A 21,084-nucleotide genomic window follows, 5' to 3' on the forward strand; every position below is an offset into this window, starting at 1 on the left:
TGTCATCGTAAAACTCCTTTCAAATAGTTTAAAAGAAATTCTACGAATAAGCTGTTTCATTTTAGGGGGTAGTTACAATCTAACTCTCAACAATGACATTATTTTGGGCAGAAACTAGCTATTGGCTCCATTAAATAATAAATAACCAACTTCCGGTTTACGTAAGGAACTGCCTAACAGTGACCACTGACAGGCACAAATAGACAAGACAGACATTAAACGACGTTATTTTCTACTTCTGTTTAGTCAAGGGAACTGACTTAAACGCTATTACTGGCGTTTGAAGTCATATTTACCACCGCCTTGGCTCAGAATAAAACCATTTGACTGAGATGGTGAGGCGCTCGGTTTGTCAAAGTTGATGACGATACCAGCAGGATCAAAACGAAATTCTGTTTCTGAATACGCTGTCAGTGGAAGAGCGCCTTGGCCCTCTCCTTGACTCATCAATCTTCCATTTTCAACCCAGAAGCGAATTTTAATAGGTACTTGTGTGCTCGCATATTTACCTTCGAATGAGCTTAAAATCTTTTCGCTCAACGTTATAGGTTTTGCAGAAAAGTCCGGAATATCTGTAGAAAGACCGTACATGGTTTTTAGAACGGCAATCAACACATCGTTGAAGTTATAGTTTAATGCATTGCTTAGCACAGTTATGTTAAGCCCGTCCTCTATATTGTAGCCCGCTGCGGAAACAAAACCGTCAATGCCACCAAAATGCCCGTAAAACTTCTTCTCGCCAAATGGGGCCGCAGTCATACCTAAGCCATAACCATCCTCAAGCTTCATCATGGTACTCAACGAATCGCTTGATATCAGTTTACCGCCAAACAATGCAGTAAAAAACTGATTGGTATCTTTCGCAGTAGAAACAATCGCTCCTGCTCCGTGAGGCACACTCATATGCGTTTCTGGCTGCTTGATCCAGTGCCCGTTGTGTCGATAAGACGAGGCTTCATTTTCTTCAATTTCAATGCTATTGCCGTAGTAAGTGCTGTTTAAATCTAATGGTTGAGTAATTTTCTTATTGATTATCTCTTTAAGCGGCTTGTCGTGTAGCGATTCAATGATGAAACCTAAAAGCGCGTAATTAGAGTTAGAATACCCGGACTAAACTCAGGCTGATACTCTCGAATCCTTGAAACAAGCTGCTCTTCTGTCTGCGGCGTTGTCATAAAACTCGTGTAATCAGGGTCATTGGTATAGTTGAATATCCCTGAACGGTGACTCAATAAATGCTTAATGTTAATTTGTGCCGCATTGGGGATGGCAGGGTAGAACTGGTCTAGCTTTGTATCCAAACTCAGTTTCTTATTTTCGATAAGCTGCATTATCAGTACCGCTGTGAAAGTCTTAGTTACTGAGCCAATGCGAAAACGTGTTTGGGCAGAGATTGGACTATTATCTTCAACTGATGCCAGACCTGCATAGTGCTCATAGCGTGGAACACCATTCTCAGTCACATACACCGCAGTCATGATCTTATTATTGTCACTAAGGGTCTTTAAATAGGTATCTAGGTCGGTTTGATGTTGGCTCAAACTCTGTGCAGCAGTGGGAAGAGTGAACAGTACGGCTGCGAATTTTGCCCAAAATAATATTAACCTTATCTTCGTCATCCTTTCCATTTCGTTTCCATTAATTTGTAAACTGAATGAATTTATTCGTCCTGTTTTATACTATGGGTTCTATTAGCAAAATGCGACCTAAAATCACAAAGTTGATGTGCTACTGTGTAGCCGTTTTTTCTGTGATGAAGTATTTCAACTCGAGCCTAGCAAAGGACCGCTTTACGTACACTAGAGACTGTCAGATTTGATCTTGTTCTGTTATTAAAAGTGTCAGATCAAGTGGACAGTGACCAATCCAGGTTATTGGTCCGTAAACTACAGAAATTCATAAGGCTACTATAGTCTGTCGCGGTTACTTATTCTTTTCTTTAATATTTTAAATCCAACACATTTGAAAAACTGGCCCATATGTCAGTTACGAAGTTGCTCTTTTCAGGTTAAATTTCAAATACCAATAAGGTATTCACTAATTTAAGGTTAGCTCAATGGAAGAACTAAAAAATAAAGACTTGGAAAATCTATATGGAGGAGCACTTATACTGAGCTGCTGTTCGCTAGACATAGGCATAATGACCCTGGAATTCGACGGTTTTAAGATAAATATCGGGCAAAACTTCAATGCGGATTATGGTATGGAATTTCTTTCACCCTACAATCGATTGTAAATGAAGTAAGTGCTCCTGCTATTCTTGTATCTGATTTTATTAATCTCCCTGACTGTACAGTTAGGGTTTTTAGTTAGCACTTTTCTTAGCCAAAATAATAATCGATGGGGTACTTTTTATGCTACGACATTGTTTTTATTTAGCAGTATTATTGTAGTACCTATCCTCGGTGCTTTATTTCAGGAAAGCGATTATTGCAGATATTTTTTCAGTGGTTTTGTTGAAGAATGTCTTAAAGTAACAAGCCTGACTCTTTACTGTAATTCAGTAAAAAAACTCAATAGACCTGAAAACTATTTTCACAATAGCGAAATCTGGTCACTTGCTCTAATCATAGCTTTGTTGGAAAATGCTAAAATTACCCTGCCGCTCATTGTGGCGGGTATTGACCAAATCGTATTTTCTGATATTTCCCTATATAGCTTGTCAGAAAACCTGACGGCTCATTTACTTGAAACAGTTATAGTGATGAACCTACTGTTAATAAGTTTATTAAGAGTTCTTTCGCACTTTTTTATGACCTGGCTTTTTTTGTTTATATGGAACACCTCATATAGAGGATGGGCAGTTACAATAGCCGGACTTCATGGTTTATTTAATGTTGTGAGCTTCGAATTAAAAAGCTATTCAATTATTAGTTGGGTATATAACAGTTTTATAGCACTTTGGTTTTTAATCTTCGTTCTCATGCTAGTAATGATTACCTGGGCACTTGTGACTCGCTTTAAACCACACCTGTCTGAACATTAAGTGCAAAGCAGATAGAAAAACCATTTGTCTTTTAAGAGACTGTAAAATATTTTGTGTAAATGGCTGAGTGCACGGTTAAAACCAATCCTGATACATAATGTCAAACTGCGCCATGGCCGGTTTCCAGTTGCGTATCGGCCTCGTCCTCTTTTTCGAAGCCTGGTGCAAGGCTAAGTACAGCGCCTTCATAACGGCTACGACATACGGGAACGACCGGCAGGTCTTGGCGATTTTACGCAGTGACGCGGTCAGCGACTCAATCGCTCTGTCGATGTAGATGGTCTTGCGTATCTCGGCCGAATAATCGAAGAACATGCATTATCGTTCCCAGTTCGCTCGCCAGGAGCGGCTGATGGTCGAGTGCCCCTGACCATTCCCCCATATTCCCCTTTATCGCGAAGTCGTCCAGCGCTTGCTCGGCCTCAGTGCGAGTGGACGCATCGTAAATCAGTTTTAAGTCCACTGCGATAATCTTAGGCTGTTTCCAGTTCACGTAGCGCAATGGATGCCAAATTTGATGAACGATACACAGTTGTATCTGAGTTTGCGGGGATTGAGCGGGTTCGCCGCAGCCGCCGAACAACAAAGCGGCACTTAACGTGGAAGCAAGAAAAAAAGTTTTGATGTGAGTGTCATAAATTATCCTAATCGTCCTGCTTTAACTTCTTTTGCTGCATAGTCAACTGAGCGGGCAGTGATAGCCATAAAGGTTAGTGAAGGGTTGCCGTCCCGGTGGAGCAAAAGCTGGCCCCGTCGGTAACAAATAATTTATCGATATCGTGAAATTGGTTGTAGCCATTGAGGATAGACGTCTTTGGATCTCATCCCATTCTTACCGTCCCCACCTCGTGAATCGCTAAGCCGGGGGGCTGTCCGAAACTACGTTGCTCAATATTGCGAAATCCCGCTTTTTTCATCATCAGGGAGGCAACATCCAGCGCACTTTCCATCATGGCGTTTTCATTGCCAGACCAGCGACAGTTGATGTTTAGCTGGGGCATTCCCCATTTGTTTTTTTTATTTAAATGTAAGGTGACCTGATTTTCGCGATTGGGCAGCATTTCGCCCTGAGCCTGCAGTTCGATACTCCAGGTCCGGGGGAAGGTAATTACTCTGTATTTGCACATTTGTATAGCTGAAAAATATCTGCAAATATCTTCAGAAAAAGCATAGGAACCGACGTTTTTATCTTGGCCAGACCATCAAACTCATTTAGTCTTCCAGCGAGGTGTTATATCTTTTTGAGGGCCCGCAGTGCGGTCATTTTTTTCCCTGTATATTGCAAATTTTTTCCTGGTTGGTGGTACTGCGCTTCTGACCACGTATCTGGCGTTGTACCTGGGCCAAAGGAATGTATCAACATTCTGGATTGGTTTGCTGACATCGGGCTACTACATAGGGCTTCTATTTGGCTCAAAGGTTGGCTATTACCTGATAAAGTCAGTGGGGCATATTCGTTCTTTTTCCGCTTGTACTGCCGCGGTAACCGCATGTATCGCAATGCACGGCGTTTCTGATAACTTATCCCTGTGGCTGGTATTAAGGGTTCTGGTTGGCGTCGGCATGATGTGTAATTTCATGGTGCTGGAAAGCTGGCTTAATGAGCAGGCCAGTCATGAACAGCGCGGCCGTGTATTTTCGTTATACATGATTACCTCCTACCTGGGCACAGTGCTGGGGCAATTGTCTGTAGCTCAGTTTCCTGAACTCGGTTATGCCCCTTTGTTTCTGGTGTGCATCGCTGTTTCTATCGGTATCGTGCCCATAGCCCTCACCCGACGAATACACCCCAAGCCGCTAAAGCCTTTGGCGATGGGTTTCTTTAGTTACTTTAAGATTATTCCGCAGTCGCTGAGCGCGGTCATATTTGCGGGTATCATCAACGGCAGTTTTTATGGATTGGCCCCCACATTTGCCAGCAAATCTGGTTTTGATGCTACGGGTATTGCCTGGTTCATGTCGGTAACGGTCTTTGCCGGGCTGTTGGCCCAGTGGCCGATGGGCATGTTATCTGACAGAATCAGGCGCAGTGTCTTATTGCGCATCAATGCCGTGGTGTTAGTGATCGTAGCGGGCGCAATGTTTGTTTTGCCGTTAAGTCAGGCCTCCATGCTGATCCTTAGTTTTATGTTTGGTCTATTTGCCTTTACTCTTTATCCACTGTCTTCAGCTCTGGCCAATTCCCGGGTAGACGATGAACATCGGGTGGGCGTCTCTTCGGCATTGCTGGTGGCCTTCGGAGCCGGAGCCGGACTGGGCTCGGTTGCCTTAGCACAAGTCATGGTACTTATGGGCCATACCGCATTGTATGCAGCCATTGCGATACTTGCCGCCCTCATGTTCGGGGTGTTGTCGATTATCGATCTTCGTCAAAAAGCAGAGCGGCCAGAGCATTCAGACTATGTGGTTAGCGCCTCTGATATCACCACTTCGCCGCTGGCGGCGACGATGGATCCCCGTATCGAAGAGGCCACTGCACAGGAACAGTTACTGGTGGTCGACGACGAGGCGACCCCACCTGTGACAGATGAGGCAAAAAGTTAAGCCTTGGGGAGCCTCAGGGCTTGGCAATGACCTTCAAAGACTTATGCCTTTGAGCATTAGTACGGCTTGCTAGCGGGGTGTTTTCTTCATACGATTACTTTGTTCTTCGCGCTTTTCAGTGCGCTTTTCTTTGCGATCTCGCTTATCAGGGGTAAGCGAGCCGTCTTTGAATTTTTGTTTACGTTTGGCTTTGTCAGCCGCTTTTTTGGCTGCCGCCTCCGCCATCTCGATTTTTTCCTGGGCAACCATTTCTGGGCTTTCAAGGGTAATTCGGCCAAGCTTGCCAGACTGCAGTTCTTTTAACAGAATCTCACAAATTTTATGCAGATTTACCCGGCCCCCGGTCATAATAGCGCCGCGCTTTTTTGCCGCAGCTTCTAAAAATTCCAGCTCAGTCGAAGGCAGTTCATCTATTTTAAAACGTTCGCGCATTAGCTGTGGGTAAGCCTTGATAAGGTAGTCGGCGGCAAAAAAGCCAACATCGTCATACTCCATTGCGGTGTTTTTTACGGCACCTGACGAGGCTAACCGATAAATAGAGTGCGGATTTTCGACCTTGGGCCATAACACGCCAGGTGTATCAAATAGTACAATGCCGCTGCCTAAATTAATGCGTTGCTGGCCTTTGGTTACTGCAGGCTCGTTACCGGTTTTGGCAATAATACGGTCTGCCAGAATGTTAATGAGAGTCGATTTGCCCACGTTAGGAATACCAGTAATCATGGCATTGATCACTTTAGGCTGGGTAGACTTACGCGGGCACGCCTGACGAATCAGATCGATAATCTGTTTCGTGTTGCCGGGGCTGTCGGTAGTGGTGGTAATGGTTTTTACCCCACGTTCTGACTCAAGGTAGGTCTGCCAGTGGGCCGTCATATCCGGGTCAGCCAAATCGAACTTATTCAAGATTTTTATACAGGGCTTATCACCACGGATTTTAGCTATTTCAGGATTTTCGCTAGAGTAGGGGATGCGCGCGTCAAGCACTTCAATAAGAACATCAACCTGACTCAAAGACTCTTTTATTTCTTTCAGGGCTTTGTGCATATGCCCAGGGAACCAATGTAAAGCCACAATAGCCTTCCTATTTAAAAAACCAAGACGCGCCGCGGCGTCTGAGCAATCAGTAAATTAAGCGTTCAGCGATAGCTGATACGCACAGATGGTCAGCGCGCTGGCCACATTAAGCGAATCGATGGTGCCCTTACCGGCAATAGTAAAGGCAGAGGCAGCAAAGGTGTTTAATGCATCATGGGGGACGCCGCGTGCTTCATTGCCAAATAAATAGCAATCAAAGTCTGAAAAATGGGTACTGTGTACCGACTCACCCTGCATATCCAGATAGGCAAATTTTGAAAAGCGTTCGGCCAAATCAGTCATGGTCACGTTTTGCTCCATCGGCACATGGAAAATAGCCCCCATGCTGGCACGGACTACTTTGGGATTAAACGGGTCGACACTGTTGGGGCTCAATAGCAACCGAAAGTGACCAAACCAGGCCAGACTACGCAGTATGGTACCAAGGTTTCCCGGATCCTGAATTTCATGCAAATAGATGCAACGTTCAGGTTCGCAAGAAGAACTTACTGACGGGCTGGGATCTGGTAACGGCACGCAGGCGATGAGCCCCTGCGGAGAACGAGTATCGCTGATTTGCGCCATTTTTTTACTGCTGACCGGCACAATATTGAAACCCGCATTCAGATTATGCGCCCACTGCTTGTGATCATCAGTAACATACAACGTAATGTGGCTGTTATCAGTCGAACTATCGCTGGCCTTTTGCAGCTCTAAAATAAGATGCTCGCCTTCTACCAGATAGTGACCCAGTTCGTTACGGTATTTTTTCTGATGAAGCTTTTTCACATCATCCAGTTTCATTGTGACTTGCCTTTGGATATTAATTGCATCGCGATTTGTCGTGGTCAAAGGGTTCTTTTAAGGCAAAGACACCAAATTTAACGAGCCTTGCCATAAACTTTTGTGGCTGATTATATCATTTACCAAAGACAAACAGCACTTAAGTTAGCGTCAGACTGCCTTCAGATAACATTAGCTGAACAAAGCATGCACACCGAAAGCAGGGCCGGTGTGCAAAAATGGTTTAAAAAAGTAATCAACAGGTTAGCGTTAATCTTTAATATGCGGTTTACACACTTCATCAACCCGCTTGGCATCAAAAATCTCAATCCAGTAATCGTCAGGATCTTTTATAAACGCGATGCCTTTCATCGCGCCATCGTCGGGGCGTTTTTGGAAGGGCACATTAAGATCTTCAAACCGTGCACACGCTTGTTCCAGATTAGGCACATGAAAGCCAATGTGCCCAAAGCCTTTCGGTTCGTTGTTACCATTATGATAAGTGGTGTTTTCAGCGGTGTCGTTCCAGTTGTGTGTCAGCTCCAGCATAGCAGGGCGCCCGAATGTCTGCTGAGTACGAGCGGCGGCGTCTTCGCTGATATCTGAGAAGTCATCGCCTGCCGCTAGAAAATACAAGCTAAATTTCATCTGTTCGAAATCGAGCCGCTTGAGCAAGGTCATACCCATTACGCGGGTATAAAAATCCAGCGAGCGCTCGGGGTCGGCAATGCGAAGCATGGTTTGATTAAACACAAATCCGCGGGTAGCCGGGTCGCGGTCTTCACATAAGCCTTGGGCGGTATCAAAATGACGACTCATACAAGATCTCCTGTTTGCAATAGTTTGAGTATTGAAAAAGTAATTGGGATAAAGGGCTCAGTATCAAGCTTTTATTATCAGCGGACACAAAAAACCGGAATGGATGTAGCAACTACATTCATTCCGGTTAGTCTTACTGCGTGTTTACAATTAAAAGCTAAATGTACGACTTACGCTGGCCACAATACGTTTGTCGGCCGTGTCGATATCCAGTGTGGTATCTTCAGCAGCAACTTCAAAATTGAATTTGTTCCAACTGGTTTGATACGCCAACCGGTAATGCACAAAAGAGGTGCCATCATCGCCATCCCATACCCAGCTGTCATCATCCAGAGAATTAGAGGTATCTACGCTGACCCGAATGCCGTGATTTTCGGCAATCGGAAAGGTATGAGCAATCATGCCAATCACGTGTCCGCCACCTAAACCAAAGTAATCCCACGAATACCAACCATTAAATTCCGTTGTACCATAGTTAGAACTGTAGGCGAGCTTGGTCCAAACTTCGGGGTAATTTAGCTCGCTTGCTTCAGACGATCCAATATACGTGTAATAGGCAATGCCGTAATCCATGCTCCAGTTGGCATCTAGCTGCAACCAGTGCCCGGCATAAAAGTCGAGTTCTTGTTCGGCGGTTTCACCATAATCTACATTTGATGTCCAAGCGCCTGCATACCAACCCTGGCTGGCCACATAATCAAGACTTACCTGTAATGCGGGGTCGTTTTGAGTCTGGCTAACCCCATTAAATACATAGTCAGAGGCCAGTGTCACAGTAGATGACCAATTGGCGAAGGCGCTCTGACTCATGGCGAAAACGCTACCCGCAAGCAATGTTTGTGTAAATAATTTCATTGATGCTTCCTAATGTGCGGTATCAATTTTCTTGAAATCAAGTTCGTTTTCTTTGGGCGAACTGTCGATGTTGCGAACGCGGCCAAGTTTGCTATATAAAATATAGCCCAGGCAGCAATAGAACAGCCCGATAACCAGGGCTCCGACCCACTGAATTTCCAGAAAATCAAACTTAAACAGCAGCGTAAGTGCACAAAGCGCTATAAAGTTAAGTGCAAAATATTTAACTTTACCTAATCGCTGTGAAGATAAATTCAAATTGTCTGTGTACAAACGAATAAGCGAGTCGAGCGAATTTATAACAAAGACGATTCCCACAAAGACCATTGCTATATTTCGGATCCCAGTGGTATCAAGCCCCGCGTCGTGATAGTGATACAAAACACCAAACCATAGGGCGATTGGAATAGACGGGAAGATAAGCATTGCGGCTAACACCTGGTAGGTTTTTAACCCACCTACAAAGCGTGAAGTAAACTGACCAATCATGATTGACCATGCAAACCACCAGAACAGGTAAAATGCGTGATAGTCGTTTATAGGAAACAAAAAGTTTTGAATGTTGGCAAAGTAGCCACCCATCATTGTGGTCGCTTCAAAGTATTGCGCCATGTCACTGTTGCCCCACACAAAGGCGCTGCCCCACATAAACACAATCAGGGTAATAAACATCCAGGTGGTCGAAATACTCAGAATTCTCACAAACTTGATGTCAGTGCTGCTATAAACTGAAAACGCAATGGCAGCAAACACTATCAGGTAAAATGCCGGCACAATGCTTTCGCCATCGCCCAGGCTGGGTAAATACCAGGGCAAGTTTGATAGTAAAAGGAATGCAGTGAACGCACAGGTACCGATTATTATTACGTTGTGAATAAACTTAACCCAGCTAATTTCAAAGAACTTTACTTTGGGTTCGATAACACAAAAATAAAAACAGGTTAGAAAATAGAAAGACCAAATAAAGAAGCCCCAAAAGCCAAACTCTATGGCCAGCGGATTAGTAAAGCCGTATTCCGGGTTTGCTGCGGTATCAGCGTATCCACCAAACTCGGTCAGCGGAAACATTATCAGGCCAACATCAAGGCCTGAGGTAAACAGGATAGCGATAAATGTCAGTGTTTTAACCGGCGTGACACCTATCATGCGCATATTTCCCCATTTAGCCACTATAAAAACTATGGCAGCAAGGGTTAACACGATGCCAGCACTAAGCCACATCAGCATTTTTTATCTCCTTTTTTATTAAAATAGTTGCATCTTTTTTTGCCAGTCCAGGGCAGATGCGGCGGGAAAATTTACCCGCCAATCGTCAGCTTCCTGCTGTCAGCGTTTGACTGCGCTGTTTGGTTTGCCAGTCGTTTTCTTTAACAACCGGAACATTTTCGGAGGGAAGCAGCGCATTGCCCAGGATATGGTCTGCTGCTTTTTCGGCCACCATTATGGTAGGTCCGTTAAGGTTACCGTTGGGTATGGTAGGGAATATTGATGAATCGACAACGTACAGGTTTTCCATACCACGGACCCGGGTTGATGAGTCAACCACCGCCATTTCATCTTCACCCATTTTACAGGTACACGAAGGATGATACGCACTTTCAACAGCCTGGCGCACGAAAGCATCTATTTGCTCATCGGTTTCAATTGACTCGCCAGGCTGAATTTCGCTACCGCGGTATTCATCGAAGGCATGTTGATTAATAATTTCTCGGGTTAAGCGAACACACGCTCTGAATCCTTCAATATCATCCTGATGTTGCAGGTAATTAAACTGTATCGCCGGGGCATCGCCTGGTTTATTGGTTTTCACTCTGACATAGCCCCGGCTACGCGGTTTGTTGTGGCCTATGTGAACCTGAAAACCATCGCCATCAAAGGCGCTTTTGCCATCGTAGCGTATTGCAGCAGGTAAAAAGTGATACTGAAGATCAGGCCACTCTACGCCAGCTTTCGAGCGAATGAAGCCACAGGACTCGAAGTGATTGGTGGCACCCAGACCGGTTTTAAATAGCATCCAGCGCGCCCCGATCTTGCCTTTTGAAATAAGATCAAGTTCACGATTTAAGGTAATTGGCTGCTTGCAACGAAACTGAAAATAGAACTCTAAGTGGTCCTGAAGGTTTTCGCCAACCCCGGGTAGGTGATGAACACATTCAATACCTGCATTTTGAAGATGTTCGCGATTGCCAATTCCTGATAGCTGCAATAAATGCGGAGAACCAATAGAGCCGGCACTTAAGACTACGGCCGTGTCAGCTTTTGCCTCATGCATTGTACCCTTATGATCATATTTCACCCCCACTGCCTTTTTGCCTTCCAGCAAAAGGTGCTGAACAGTAGCATGGGTAACAATAGTCAGATTATCGCGCTGTTTAACCGGATCAAGATAGGCTCGTGCCGCCGAACAGCGCTGACCGTCTTTTACGGTCATATGCATGGGGCCAAAGCCTTCCTGCTGGGCGCCATTGTAATCAAAGGTTTCGGCATAGCCAGCCTGCTTACCCGCTTCAATAAAGGCCCGATACAACGGGTTCTTCATTTCGTTACCGTTGTTGACCCCTAGCGGACCGTCATTACCACGGTACTCATCACCGCCCAAATACCACTGCTCGGCGCGTTTAAAATAGGGCAGGCACTGCTGATAGTTCCAGTTTTTAGCGCCGTATTCTTCCCACTCATCAAAATCGCGGGCATGACCGCGCACATAAACCATACCGTTAATTGATGAAGAACCCCCCAGCACCTTGCCCCGTGGACAATGCATAACCCGGTTATCTAAATAGGGTTCTTCTTCGGTATGAAACTGCCAGGCGTACTTATCTGAGTTCATGGGAATAGACAGCGCGGTGGGCATCTGTATAAAAATGCTTTTGTCGCTTCCGCCTGTTTCAATAAGCAAAACCTTGTTGGCTGAATCGGCAGTCAGACGATTGGCCAGTACGCAACCGGCAGAGCCGGCTCCTACTACGATATAATCGAACTTTTCCATAGCGCCTCCTTAAAAAGGACTTTCCAGCTCAACCATACCCATATAAACCGACTTAGTTTGCGTGTATTGATTTAGCGCTTCAATGCCGTTTTCACGACCAATGCCTGAAAGTTTATAGCCTCCCACTGGCATTTCTGCTGGTGAGGCTCCCCAGGTGTTAACCCAGCAGATGCCGGCTTCTAACTGATGAATAACGCGATGAGCCCGGGTTACATTCTGGGTCATCACACCTGCTGCAAGACCAAGAAGGGTATCGTTAGCACGCCGAATCACTTCATCTTCATCTTTAAAGGTAAGAACACTCATAACCGGACCAAATATTTCTTCTTTAACAATAGTCATATCGTCGGTGCAGTCGGTGAAAATAGTCGGTTCGACAAAATAGCCGCCTTCCATGCCTGGCACAGACATCGTGTTGCCGCCTGTCAGAACCGTGGCGCCTTCCTGTTTACCTTTCTCAATATAGTCCATTACTAACTCTAGATGCTTTTGAGAAATCATGGCACCAAAATTCACTGACAAGTCTTGTGGGTCGCCCGCTTTAATATTGTTGTTAGTGCGCTCAACCAATTCATCAATAAATTTTTGGTAAACACTTTCATGCACGAACACCCGGGTGCAGTTAGTACACACTTCGCCCTGCGTATAGAAATTTCCTAGCATTGCAGCCGACACCGCCTGAGAAATATCAGCATCTTCAAATACGATTAACGGCGATTTTCCGCCCAGCTCCATAGTGACGTCTTTTAAGGTAGATGCGGCAGACTCCATAACCTTTCGGCCAGTACCTACTTCGCCTGTAAACGACACTTTTTCAATGTGTTCATGATGTGTCAGCCACTGGCCTACCTCGCCCGCGCCTAATACAACATTAAACACGCCAGCAGGTACGCCTGCTTCAATAAATACTTTGGCAAGCTCAACCGCACCACGGGGTGTTTCTTCAGAAGGTTTAAAAATCATTGCATTACCTGCTGCCAGAGCAGGTGCCGCTTTCCAACAAGCAATTTGTATGGGGTAGTTCCAGGCACCTATTCCAGCACAAATGCCTAGAGGCTCTTTACGGGTGTAATAAAAATCCCCGCCCAGGTCCTGCTGTTGACCCACCTGAGTAGGTGCAAGATTAGCAAAAAATTCGATGGCATCGGCACCGGTTACTACATCCACACAGTTAGCTTCCTGCATCGGTTTACCGGTGTCTGACACCTCATAACCAGCAAGCTCATCGTTTTTGTCACGTAATATCGCTACGGCTTTAAGTAAAATACGAGAACGTTCCATAGCGGTCATTTTTGACCACTGTTTAAAACCAGACCGAGCACTTTCGATAGCCGCGTTTTTTACTTTTTCGTCGGCAACTTCTATCGCATAAATTACCTCACCCGTGGCAGGATTTCTGACCTCGATAGTATCGCCAGACTCGTTTGCCAGCGACTGGCCATTAATAAAATTCTGCAGACGCGGAATCGTCATAGTATTGCTCCAAATAAAAAATGTGTGGTAAATATTGAGGTCAGTTTCAATCTTGCAAAACGAGTAAATTGCAGACACGCGAAATCCGCCATTCAAGAGCCAATCCGATGGCGTAGCGTACGTCTATCCAGTGATGTTGATGCCTCTAACGTATATATACTAATAGATATGTTGAATAGGCTCAAAGTTGACAACGTTTTTTTGATATGGGGTAACCGTAAAAACACCCTAAAAAAATTGGCGTTAATCCTTTTTTCAGGGTGTCTGGCCGCAAAACCAGCTTAAGTTATAACACTTTACGTTACTTTTATCTGTTACGCCTTTATATCTGCCGTATGCTTAAAAATTGCAGGTGTATCGGGGAGTTAGCGTATTAAAATGATATCGCTGATAATTAGGTATAGGTTCGTATACTGCTAAGTTATTGCTCATTGTTTTCAACCGTGGTCTTATGACAAACATAATAAGTTAGATATTTGTCTATATTCTATACTGGAAACAATGAACTAATGCCGACATCGCATCAATCACTGTTGACGATTCCCAATCGATACGCGTTTATCAGTGAGGTGGATAAATGTGCGCAGTGTCATGACAACTTCACCATTGTGCTGATTGATGTAGTACGGTTTTCTGATGTCACCACCAGTTTAGGTATAGATGTAGGCGATCGTTTTTTGCTGCAAATTGCTAATCGTATCATCTCATTTTTTGACGATACCATTTGTTTTGGCCGGGTCAGTGGTGATGTATTCGCTATTATGTTTAGCGGCAAAGCCGAAAAATCTTTAATGCTTAAACGTGTAGAGCGACTTACCGAACACTTCAAAGCACCGATGCACCACGAAAATCACGCCTTTATTGCCGACTTTAATGCAGGTGCAGTATCCGCAGCCCGGGAGGGTTTTCAGCTCAATAGCTTTATCTCCAGAGCCGAGGCGGCCTTAAAGCAGGCCAAAGAAAATCGTTACGAAAATTTCTACATGCTGGAGCCATGCTCAGACTCAAAAACCGGCCGGCGGCTTGCACTTAAAGCGGATTTGCGCCGAGCAATGTCTCGTGACGAATTAGAACTTTATTTTCAGCCTAAAGTTGATTTAACAACGTTAGAAATTACGGGGGCTGAGTGTTTATTACGGTGGAATCATCCATTAGATGGTGTGGTATTCCCGGGCCCTTTAATTGAAGCAGCTGAGTCTTATCATATGATGAGTGAGCTTGCATCGTGGACATTAGAGCAAGCATTTCAAAACCTGGCTAATATGCAGATGGCTGGGTTAGATCCGCGCATATCTATCAACATTTCGCCCACCCAGTTGTATGACAGTCAGCTTATTCCGCATTTTACCAAACTTTGTCAACGCTATGGATTTAAAGCCGACCGGTTTGAATTTGAACTCACCGAAGATGTTGCTTTGTCTAATTCGCTGATGGTGCGCGAACAGTTATCCCGTCTTAAAGCGCTGGGCATTGCTATTGCAGTTGATGACTTTGGCAAAGGGTATTCGAATTTAGCGTATATTCGCGAATTAGACATTACCGCTCTTAAAATCGATAAAAACTTTGTGATGGGCTTAACCGACAACCCGGTTAATCAGGCGATTATCAAAGCAGCAAAAATTATTGGTGATGCCAAACAATGCGAAGTGGTGGCAGAAGGTATCGAAACCGTAGATCAGCTACACATTTTGCGAGAACTTGGCATTAAAACCGGGCAGGGCTTCCTCTTTTCCCGAGCCGTACCGTTAGCCGATTTTATCAAGCTGGCCCATCAGGAAATTATTATTGGCAGTTCACCCCTGCGAAAACGGTTGGGCTAATTTGGCATTTTGTCCGGTAACTGGGTAAACTTGCTGACATAAATCCATTAATTCATTGGTATTATGAAAGCAGAACTGTGTGCTAACGGCAATTTTTTAGAGCGTTCGCGTCAAACTCCAACCGATTTTTCAAACCCCTGTAGTTTTTCTTTGGCTAATGGTGTTCAGGTAGACATCACAGCGCCTGGTATTATCAGCTTTACCCCCGCAAAAATCGATGACGATAGTAAGAACATTGTTCTTTCCTGTGGTGTGCACGGTAACGAAACTGCGCCTATAGAATTATGTGATAACTGGGTAAGCGCAATACTAACAGAGCAAATGATCCCCGTTCATCGCGTGCTGTTTTTATTCGGTAACCTGCCATCTATGGATATTGCTCAACGCTTTGTTAAAGAGAATATGAATCGGCTATTTAGCGGGGCGCATAGCAGTGGTGAGGGTCTTGTTAACGAAGAACGACAACGCGCGCGACAACTTGAACAGGCAATTACCGACTTTTTCGCCGACGCAGGCTCACATCGTTTTCACTACGATTTACACACTGCCATTCGTGAGTCAAAAAATGAAAAATTTGCGGTTTATCCGTACTTGCATGGTGCTACCCGTAGCGAAGATCAAATTGCTTTTTTAAGTGCATGTGGGGTTAAAACCATTTTATTATCGCAAAGCCCTACGACCACATTCAGTTATTATTCAAGCCATATTCACAATGCTCACGCTTTCACTGTAGAGTTAGGTAAAGTGAAGCCGTTTGGGCAAAATGATATGTCACGATTTGAAGCCGCGCGTCAAACTTTTACCCGGTTAATCACCGAAGCTCAGTTAGAACTTGAGCCTATAGGCAAAGACGTAGAAATTTTCACGGTTAACCAGGTCATCAATAAACAGGCTGAAGACTTTACTTTGCACTTTGCTGATGACACGCCAAATTTCACTGGTTTTTCAAAAGGCACGCTGTTGGCGCAAGAAAGCGGTGCAAGCTATTACGCTGAATATGAAGGCGAAGCAGTGGTATTTCCTAACGCCAATGTAGCGATAGGGCAGCGCGCGCTGCTTACTGTGATACCTACCACCCTGGATAGCGAATGAGTTTTGTACTTGACCCTAAGCTTGAAGCGGATACGCACTTTGTTTGCGATTTAACTTTATGCCGGGTGTTACTGGCGAATGACGAACAATTTCCATGGCTCATTTTAGTGCCAAAGATACCCGGTGCCCGTGAACTATATTTGCTTACCCAAGCTCAACAGCACCAGTTTCTGAATGAGTCGGCAATGGTTTGCTGTGTATTGGAAGCTCTATTTACCCCCGACAAATTAAATGTGGCCGCGTTGGGTAATGTCGTTTCTCAGCTGCATATTCACCATGTTGCCCGTTTTAGCTCCGATGTAGCCTGGCCCCATCCTGTCTGGGGGCGTCAGCCTTCCATTCAGTATACCCAAGCTGCAGCGTCAGAGCTTACCGCCAAAGTAAAAGATCTTTTGTTGAAGGAGTAATATGATGATTTTAACCACTACCCCGAATGTTGAGGGGCAGAGTATCGAAAATTATTACGGCATTGTGGTTGGCGAGGCAGTGATGGGGGCTAATGTATTTAAAGATTTTTTTGCCTCGGTACGCGACTTTGTTGGCGGTCGGTCGGGGGCCTATGAAGGTGAACTCACAAAAGCACGAAAATTTGCCTTTGCCGAGCTTGAACAAGAAGCTCGCTCAATGGGCGCGAACGCGGTAGTAGGCATTGCAATAGATTACGAGGTCATAGGAGACAAAGGCAGCATGCTGATGGTGAGTATCAGCGGCACCGCCGTAAAAGTAAAAACAGGATAAACTTTTTGAAAAATGAGACGACCGGATTACTTCCAGTCGTCTTCGTCTTCTTTATCGTATTTGCGTGGTTTAAAGTCGGGCGGTGTTCGCATTTTTTTTGTGCTGCGCAACAAGAGTAAATTTCCGGCTATCAGGCCTATTGCTAATACAACAATCAGAATTATCCAGCCCATGCTCATAATGACGTCCCCTGGTTCAAAACATATCTGTGATACACAGACTCGATGTGCGCAAGTACCGTCGATTTACCGGCAATTTGACTGCTGCTCAACTTCGCTGCCAGTTGCTCGCAACTGCGTAGCTTTTCGTACTGCATAGCGGTAGTACGGTGGCTAAGATGCCATAGTTCACAGGCTACACCACCACGATACGTTTCAAACGGCCTGAAAAAACCAAACTGATGAGCATGGTGGGTCAGCCAATCAGCCAGTTCAGCACAGGGACCCCCTGGGCGGTATTCTTCATCAACCAACTCAAAACTAATGCCACTATTGAGCACAGCCTGACGATCGTACACATCAAAATCGGTTCCCCAATGATGCCGACTGGTGCCAGGAAGCGCAGACCAGGTAAGAATGGCGTGCATTTTTTGCTGGTCACTCAATAAGTCAATGGCGGTGGGTTTTCCCTGCATATCTAATATGGGCAATTCGCCACACCATTTGCGATTCCAGATACTCAGCTGCTTATCAAACGTTCGATAACTGCTGACCAAATTAACATTTATTCCCTGCTCAAGTGCCGCCTTTTGCATTGCTTCAAAGTCAGGCAAAACATCTTGATGAAGCTGATGGTTAGCTTCTATGGGAACCAAGTCATTGTGCTCAATTCCCAGCCAGGTGGCGGTCATGTTAATAACCTGACCATAATGTGATAGTAAATCTCTTCCAAAGATTCGAGATCTTTGATTTTGACCTTTTCGTCAACTTTGTGAATGGTGGCATTTACTGGTCCTAATTCCACCACCTGAGCACCGGTAGGCGCAATAAAGCGACCATCTGATGTACCACCTGCGGTGGATAATTCGGTCTCACGCCCGGTAACCTGGCTAATAGCATATTGTGTGGCGTCAACCAGGCTTCCGGCATCGGTCAAAAAGGGCTGGCCGTTGAATGTCCATTTTACGTGATAGTCCAGCTCGTGGGCTTGCAAAATCGCCTCAGTACGCTCTATCAACTGCTGGTCAGTCACTTGGGTCGAAAAACGAAAGTTACAGCACATTTGCATGGCGCCAGGAATAACATTACCTGCCCCTGTACCTGCATTTACATTAGATATTTGAAAGCTGGTGGGCGGAAAGAAAGCATTGCCGTCATCCCAATGCGTTTGCGCTAATTCAGCCAAAGCTGGGGCTGCCAAATGTACCGGGTTTTTTGCCAGATGTGGATAAGCCACATGCCCCTGAATACCGTTAAAGGTTATATCCGCAGTCAGCGAGCCGCGACGTCCGTTTTTTACTACATCGCCAATCAGTTCTGTACTGCTGGGTTCACCTACAATACACCAGTCGATTTTCTCATTGCGCGCTTCCAGGGTGTCAATAACGCGGGTAGTGCCGTTGATAAATGGCCCTTCTTCATCGCTGGTGATTAAAAAAGCGATACTGCCGTGGTGGTCAGGATAATCGGCCACAAACCGTTTAGTGGCCGTGAGCATTGCTGCCAGACTGCCTTTCATGTCGGCAGCCCCACGTCCGTGCAAAAAGCCATCTTGTTCAGTGGCGATAAAAGGCGGCGTTTGCCAGTCAGATTCGGGCCCGCTTGGCACCACATCTGTATGACCTGCAAAACAAAAAACCGGGCCACTTTGGCCCCTGCGTGCCCACAGGTTAGTGGTGTCCTCAAACACCATAGTCTCATTATTAAAACCTGCATCGGCTAACCACAGTTGCATCATTTGTTGGCAACCTGCGTCTGATGGCGTGACCGATTTTCGGTTAATAAGCGCTTTCGCTAATTCTACAACTTCACTCATTGGAAAATATTTCCTCGTAATCTGAAGCTTTAAATCCGATTATCATTTTATCGTTATGATACAAAATAGGCCGCTTGATCATAGCCGGTTGTGAGAGCATTAATTCAATAGCACTTTCACGATCTATGGAATCTTTGGCAGACTCGTCTAATTGCCGGTAGGTGGTGCCTCGTTTATTTAACATGACCTCCCAACCCAAATAGCTTTCGGTTTGCTCAAGCCACTGTCGGTTAATGCCGTCTTTACGATAGTCGTGAAAGGTAAAGTCGATGTTGTGTTCAGTCAGCCACTTTCTGGCTTTTTTGATGGTATCGCAATTGGCAATGCCATAAACAATTGTAGTCATAATCACTCATCGTTAATTAAGGTATAGGGACTGAGTTTATCTTTAGAGATTTCAGGATGCAAAAGGTACACAACTTACGTAAAAATCTCACACCTGTACCACAAGCTAATTTTAGCGCTTTAAACAAACCCTGATTGGTATCTTCCTATAAGCCTTTCAAAACAAGAAGTAACGTCTGCTACCGATGTAGCTATACACTTCGGCACGCATGGTGCATCTACAAATGTAAGTAATACTTTGCGTGATCACGTTACACAGATTTACGCAGTTGGAATTTAACAGATTAAATGGAGATATCATGGCAATCGTAAAAACAGCATCTGCACATTATCAGCCCCTTGGTAAAGATGGACAAGGTCATGTAAGTCTGGCCAGTGGTGCCTTATCAGAACAACCTTACGGCTTTAATACCCGGTTTGAAGACAAATCTGGTACAAATCCTGAAGAAATGATTGCAGGGGCGCACGCCAGTTGTTATGCCATGGCTCTTTCATTTGCATTATCTGACGCAGGATACGACAGTGGCGAGCTGAAAGTTGATGCTGCAGTAACGTTGGAAAAAGACGGTGACGGCTTTGCTGTTACTGAATCAGCGCTAACTCTGGATGCAAAGGTTTCAGGTATTTCTGAAGACGAGTTTTCTTCAATCGCTAAAGATGCTAAAGAAAATTGTCCAATTTCGAAATTACTTAAAGCAAAAATTTCATTGGAATATACCTTCCATAACTAATCTTTGCTGTTAGGTCAAAACCTTAAAGTAAACAAATTATCTTCTAAAGCCAGGCACTGCCTGGCTTTTGTTATGTCTGTACGCTTAATGTTCTGACTATTAGTAATAATAACCCTGGCATAGGGTAGGGCGCCGAACTGCTTTAAAATAGTCGGATTAAACTGCAATAAAACATCGTTTTTCTTTACCTGATCATTAATTTTGACTTGCGCAAAACAGCCGGCTGTATGAGCTGCTAACATAACTTCACTCACTTTTATCCATATTCTCAACCCATTCGTTGCTTTAAGTTTCACTGACAACTGGTTAGCTTCAATATCAGTAATGACACCATCAAACGGAGCCATTACCTGATTGCCGGTGACTTTTAGCAAACAACCTGCGTTAAACAATGCCAGCGTGTCCCCTAAAATTGATAAAGACGCGTTGCATGGCCTTCCGGAAATCGGGGAAGGGACACTGACGCTTTGGATTTCTTCCTGCGTTTCCTGGAGAGTGCTGTCATTGGGCATAAGCTTGGGTCCCGTAATCATTGTGAAGTGTCATTGCGGTGCAACATAGCATCGGTATTAATGACTAATAGAGTCATTAACCCAACGCAAGAAGCATAAAACATAGACTTTAGTTTGAAAAGAATATACGTGCTTAGTCTTTTTTATTTATCTATATGGTTAATAAAAGGCCTGAATGTTAGTTAGTTAGGGTTAAAATTAAGCCATATGCGTCAACTTATACAGCCCAAACAAGATCGGGCTAAAAGTTATATTTTTTAGATCGTAACTATTATAGATCATTTGGCTGAGCCAGAAAAAAATGCGCTTTATAAGATTGGTTCATCCGCCGTTAGAATTTGAGCAT

Annotated in this window: 20 protein-coding genes and 2 pseudogenes; 7 read left to right on the plus strand and 15 right to left on the minus strand. The window is 44.7% G+C overall.

All coding sequences use genetic code 11. From position 1 onward, the window contains the following. Positions 1–270: 270 nt before the first annotated feature. Positions 271–1,628, minus strand: a pseudogene (locus JK130_RS06385) (serine hydrolase domain-containing protein). Between the two features lie 617 nt (positions 1,629–2,245). Between JK130_RS06385 and JK130_RS06395 the strand changes: the two are divergent. Then, the gene (locus tag JK130_RS06395; RefSeq protein WP_218353488.1) at positions 2,246–2,986 is read left to right on the plus strand and encodes a hypothetical protein; all 741 of its coding nucleotides are present in this window, start codon (positions 2,246–2,248) and stop codon (positions 2,984–2,986) included. Between the two features lie 75 nt (positions 2,987–3,061). Here the strand turns inward: JK130_RS06395 and JK130_RS16610 are convergent. Beyond that, a pseudogene (locus JK130_RS16610) lies at positions 3,062–3,536 on the minus strand (transposase); the annotation flags it as partial. 271 nt (positions 3,537–3,807) lie between these two features. Beyond that, complete coding sequence (locus tag JK130_RS06410; RefSeq protein ID WP_218353490.1) at positions 3,808–4,113, minus strand: GMC oxidoreductase; 306 nt, start codon at positions 4,111–4,113, stop codon at positions 3,808–3,810. A 127-nt stretch (positions 4,114–4,240) separates the two neighbouring features. On the opposite strand from JK130_RS06410, the gene JK130_RS06415 reads away from it, so the two are divergent. Then, positions 4,241–5,530, plus strand: a complete 1,290-nt coding sequence (locus tag JK130_RS06415) for an MFS transporter (RefSeq protein ID WP_218353491.1) — start codon at positions 4,241–4,243, stop codon at positions 5,528–5,530. A 69-nt stretch (positions 5,531–5,599) separates the two neighbouring features. Here the strand turns inward: JK130_RS06415 and ylqF are convergent, their stop codons facing one another. From ylqF to betB, 7 genes are all read right to left on the minus strand, one after another. Continuing rightward, positions 5,600–6,604, minus strand: coding sequence for a ribosome biogenesis GTPase YlqF (ylqF, locus tag JK130_RS06420; protein ID WP_218353492.1), 1,005 nt, complete (start codon positions 6,602–6,604; stop codon positions 5,600–5,602). 57 nt (positions 6,605–6,661) lie between these two features. Then, positions 6,662–7,411: a TrmH family RNA methyltransferase gene (locus tag JK130_RS06425; protein ID WP_218353493.1), complete on the minus strand. Its 750-nt coding sequence runs from the start codon at positions 7,409–7,411 to the stop codon at positions 6,662–6,664. Between the two features lie 249 nt (positions 7,412–7,660). Next, positions 7,661–8,209, minus strand: coding sequence for a lactoylglutathione lyase (gloA, locus tag JK130_RS06430; RefSeq protein WP_218353494.1), 549 nt, complete (start codon positions 8,207–8,209; stop codon positions 7,661–7,663). Between the two features lie 150 nt (positions 8,210–8,359). Then, positions 8,360–9,064: a TorF family putative porin gene (locus tag JK130_RS06435; RefSeq protein ID WP_218353495.1), complete on the minus strand. Its 705-nt coding sequence runs from the start codon at positions 9,062–9,064 to the stop codon at positions 8,360–8,362. 9 nt (positions 9,065–9,073) lie between these two features. Further along, a complete protein-coding gene (locus JK130_RS06440) occupies positions 9,074–10,291 on the minus strand; it encodes a BCCT family transporter (RefSeq protein ID WP_218353496.1) in 1,218 nt (405 codons plus the stop codon). Between the two features lie 85 nt (positions 10,292–10,376). Beyond that, the gene (gene betA, locus JK130_RS06445; RefSeq protein WP_218353497.1) at positions 10,377–12,053 is read right to left on the minus strand and encodes a choline dehydrogenase; all 1,677 of its coding nucleotides are present in this window, start codon (positions 12,051–12,053) and stop codon (positions 10,377–10,379) included. A gap of 9 nt (positions 12,054–12,062) precedes the next feature. After that, the gene (gene betB, locus JK130_RS06450) at positions 12,063–13,526 is read right to left on the minus strand and encodes a betaine-aldehyde dehydrogenase (RefSeq protein ID WP_218353498.1); all 1,464 of its coding nucleotides are present in this window, start codon (positions 13,524–13,526) and stop codon (positions 12,063–12,065) included. Positions 13,527–14,035: 509 nt separating this feature from the next. On the opposite strand from betB, the gene JK130_RS06455 reads away from it, so the two are divergent. From JK130_RS06455 to JK130_RS06470, 4 genes are all read left to right on the plus strand, one after another. Then, a complete protein-coding gene (locus tag JK130_RS06455) occupies positions 14,036–15,346 on the plus strand; it encodes a putative bifunctional diguanylate cyclase/phosphodiesterase (RefSeq protein ID WP_218353499.1) in 1,311 nt (436 codons plus the stop codon). 63 nt (positions 15,347–15,409) lie between these two features. Continuing rightward, positions 15,410–16,438, plus strand: coding sequence for a succinylglutamate desuccinylase (gene astE, locus JK130_RS06460; protein WP_218353500.1), 1,029 nt, complete (start codon positions 15,410–15,412; stop codon positions 16,436–16,438). After that, a complete protein-coding gene (locus tag JK130_RS06465) occupies positions 16,435–16,845 on the plus strand; it encodes an HIT domain-containing protein (RefSeq protein ID WP_218353501.1) in 411 nt (136 codons plus the stop codon). The genes astE and JK130_RS06465 overlap by 4 nt, the downstream gene beginning before the upstream one ends. A 4-nt stretch (positions 16,846–16,849) precedes the next feature. After that, positions 16,850–17,176, plus strand: a complete 327-nt coding sequence (locus JK130_RS06470) for a heavy metal-binding domain-containing protein (protein ID WP_218353608.1) — start codon at positions 16,850–16,852, stop codon at positions 17,174–17,176. A 26-nt stretch (positions 17,177–17,202) separates the two neighbouring features. Here the strand turns inward: JK130_RS06470 and JK130_RS06475 are convergent, their stop codons facing one another. The 4 genes from JK130_RS06475 to JK130_RS06490 are packed head-to-tail and all read right to left on the minus strand — an operon-like array spanning position 17,203 to position 19,496. Next, a complete protein-coding gene (locus tag JK130_RS06475; protein WP_218353502.1) occupies positions 17,203–17,355 on the minus strand; it encodes a DUF2897 family protein in 153 nt (50 codons plus the stop codon). Next, entirely contained in the window at positions 17,352–18,026 is a 675-nt protein-coding gene (locus tag JK130_RS06480) for a M15 family metallopeptidase (RefSeq protein ID WP_218353503.1), read from the minus strand. Before JK130_RS06480 ends, JK130_RS06475 begins: the two co-directional genes overlap by 4 nt. Next, complete coding sequence (dapE, locus tag JK130_RS06485; RefSeq protein WP_218353504.1) at positions 18,023–19,150, minus strand: succinyl-diaminopimelate desuccinylase; 1,128 nt, start codon at positions 19,148–19,150, stop codon at positions 18,023–18,025. The genes JK130_RS06480 and dapE overlap by 4 nt, the downstream gene beginning before the upstream one ends. After that, positions 19,143–19,496 carry an ArsC family reductase gene (locus JK130_RS06490; RefSeq protein WP_218353505.1) on the minus strand — a complete coding sequence of 118 codons (354 nt, stop codon included), beginning with the start codon at positions 19,494–19,496 and terminating at the stop codon, positions 19,143–19,145. The genes dapE and JK130_RS06490 overlap by 8 nt, the downstream gene beginning before the upstream one ends. A 298-nt stretch (positions 19,497–19,794) precedes the next feature. Between JK130_RS06490 and JK130_RS06495 the strand changes: the two genes are divergently transcribed. Beyond that, positions 19,795–20,226: an OsmC family protein gene (locus JK130_RS06495; protein WP_218353506.1), complete on the plus strand. Its 432-nt coding sequence runs from the start codon at positions 19,795–19,797 to the stop codon at positions 20,224–20,226. 14 nt (positions 20,227–20,240) lie between these two features. Here the strand turns inward: JK130_RS06495 and JK130_RS06500 are convergent, their stop codons facing one another. Next, the gene (locus tag JK130_RS06500; protein WP_218353507.1) at positions 20,241–20,738 is read right to left on the minus strand and encodes a PTS glucose transporter subunit IIA; all 498 of its coding nucleotides are present in this window, start codon (positions 20,736–20,738) and stop codon (positions 20,241–20,243) included. Positions 20,739–21,084 lie beyond the last annotated feature (346 nt).

It is taken from the genome of Alteromonas lipotrueiana (genome assembly GCF_019249245.1).
Taxonomy (GTDB): Bacteria; Pseudomonadota; Gammaproteobacteria; order Enterobacterales; family Alteromonadaceae; genus Alteromonas; species Alteromonas lipotrueiana.

Excerpts from the sequence above, each read along its gene's own strand:
- JK130_RS06440 (WP_218353496.1), bottom strand. The coding sequence starts at position 10,291 with ATGCTGATGTGGCTTAGTGCTGGCATCGTGTTAACCCTTGCTGCCATA.
- betB (WP_218353498.1), bottom strand. The coding sequence starts at position 13,526 with ATGACGATTCCGCGTCTGCAGAATTTTATTAATGGCCAGTCGCTGGCA.
- JK130_RS06410 (WP_218353490.1), bottom strand. The coding sequence starts at position 4,113 with ATGTGCAAATACAGAGTAATTACCTTCCCCCGGACCTGGAGTATCGAA.
- JK130_RS06455 (WP_218353499.1), top strand. The coding sequence starts at position 14,036 with ATGCCGACATCGCATCAATCACTGTTGACGATTCCCAATCGATACGCG.
- JK130_RS06425 (WP_218353493.1), bottom strand. The coding sequence starts at position 7,411 with ATGAAACTGGATGATGTGAAAAAGCTTCATCAGAAAAAATACCGTAAC.
- JK130_RS06500 (WP_218353507.1), bottom strand. The coding sequence starts at position 20,738 with ATGCCCAATGACAGCACTCTCCAGGAAACGCAGGAAGAAATCCAAAGC.
- JK130_RS06495 (WP_218353506.1), top strand. The coding sequence starts at position 19,795 with ATGGCAATCGTAAAAACAGCATCTGCACATTATCAGCCCCTTGGTAAA.
- JK130_RS06465 (WP_218353501.1), top strand. The coding sequence starts at position 16,435 with ATGAGTTTTGTACTTGACCCTAAGCTTGAAGCGGATACGCACTTTGTT.
- astE (WP_218353500.1), top strand. The coding sequence starts at position 15,410 with ATGAAAGCAGAACTGTGTGCTAACGGCAATTTTTTAGAGCGTTCGCGT.
- JK130_RS06490 (WP_218353505.1), bottom strand. The coding sequence starts at position 19,496 with ATGACTACAATTGTTTATGGCATTGCCAATTGCGATACCATCAAAAAA.
- betA (WP_218353497.1), bottom strand. The coding sequence starts at position 12,053 with ATGGAAAAGTTCGATTATATCGTAGTAGGAGCCGGCTCTGCCGGTTGC.
- JK130_RS06475 (WP_218353502.1), bottom strand. The coding sequence starts at position 17,355 with ATGAGCATGGGCTGGATAATTCTGATTGTTGTATTAGCAATAGGCCTG.
- dapE (WP_218353504.1), bottom strand. The coding sequence starts at position 19,150 with ATGAGTGAAGTTGTAGAATTAGCGAAAGCGCTTATTAACCGAAAATCG.
- JK130_RS06435 (WP_218353495.1), bottom strand. The coding sequence starts at position 9,064 with ATGAAATTATTTACACAAACATTGCTTGCGGGTAGCGTTTTCGCCATG.
- gloA (WP_218353494.1), bottom strand. The coding sequence starts at position 8,209 with ATGAGTCGTCATTTTGATACCGCCCAAGGCTTATGTGAAGACCGCGAC.
- JK130_RS06480 (WP_218353503.1), bottom strand. The coding sequence starts at position 18,026 with ATGACCGCCACCTGGCTGGGAATTGAGCACAATGACTTGGTTCCCATA.
- JK130_RS06470 (WP_218353608.1), top strand. The coding sequence starts at position 16,850 with ATGATTTTAACCACTACCCCGAATGTTGAGGGGCAGAGTATCGAAAAT.